Origin of the sequence: Streptomyces calidiresistens (assembly GCF_014141525.1) — a bacterium.
Taxonomy (GTDB): domain Bacteria; phylum Actinomycetota; class Actinomycetes; order Streptomycetales; family Streptomycetaceae; genus Streptomyces; species Streptomyces calidiresistens.
This window is the reverse complement of the sequence record NZ_VKHS01001281.1, coordinates 1-1,001: the sequence shown is the minus strand read 5'-3', so window position 1 is coordinate 1,001 and position 1,001 is coordinate 1. Positions and strand designations below refer to the sequence as shown.

The following is a 1,001-nucleotide window of genomic DNA, read 5'->3' as shown; positions in this document are numbered from 1 at the left end:
CTTCCCCGCCCGGGCCCCGTCATCCCCCGGTGAATCACCTCCGACCGAATGAGAACGGTCACGTTTCGATCCGCTTGCGTTTCGCAGAGGGTGCCGGCTACGCTGCTCGTGCACGAGGGCGTTCCCCGCCGATCCGTGCCCGTCGCCCCGCGCGACGGGGACCGGCGGCGGAGCCCGCCCCATCCGTTCCGCACCCCTCGGGAGGCACGCGCCATGTCGGGAGAGTCCGCGGCCGTCGCGCCGCGCACCGCCGGTCGGGGCAAGCTCACCCCGCAACGGGAGCGGGAGCTGTACGAGGCGGTGCTGGAACTGCTCCGCGAGCGCGGTTACGACGCCCTCACCATGGACGCCGTCGCCGCCCGCACCCGGGCCAGCAAGGCCACCCTCTACCGTCAGTGGGGCACCAAGGCGCAGTTCGTCGTCGCGGCCCTGCGGCACAACAAGCGCACGACCCTCGCGGACATCGACACCGGAACCCTCCTCGGGGACATCCGGGAGATGGCCCGACGGGTCGCCGCCGACTCCGAGGAGAGCACCGGGCTGCTGCACGCCCTGCTCCACGCCGGTCAGCGCGACGCCGAACTGCTGCGCGCCGTCCGCGAGGTGCTGGTCGAGCCGGAGACCGACGTGCTGACCATCGCCCTGCACCGGGCGGAGGGACGCGGCGAGATCGCGCCCCGGGTCCCGGCCACCGACTACCTCGTGCACGCCTTCATGGGCGCCATCATGACCCGGCCGCTCTTCGAGGGCACCCACGCCGACGCCGAGTACCTCGACCGCTTCATCGACGCGGTCGTCATCCCGGCGCTCGGACTCCGGGTTCCCGACGGCCCCGATGACAGCCGGCGGAACGAGCCCGGGGGCCCCGACCCCGGCCGTTCCCGAACCGACGGGTCCGCTCCGGCCCCCCCGGAGGAACCCGCCGACCGCTGACCGGTCGGGGGCGGCCCCACCGCCCCGGACCGTCCGCCGGATCGACAACCGCCCCACCCCGCGCGCAC

1 protein-coding gene is annotated in these 1,001 nt (G+C 74.4%); it reads left to right on the top strand.

Going from position 1 to position 1,001, the window contains the following annotated elements:
* Window positions 1-213: 213 nt before the first annotated feature.
* A complete protein-coding gene (locus FOE67_RS26880; protein ID WP_182667421.1) occupies window positions 214-933 on the top strand; it encodes a TetR/AcrR family transcriptional regulator in 720 nt (239 codons plus the stop codon).
* The last annotated feature ends 68 nt before the right edge of the window (window positions 934-1,001 follow it).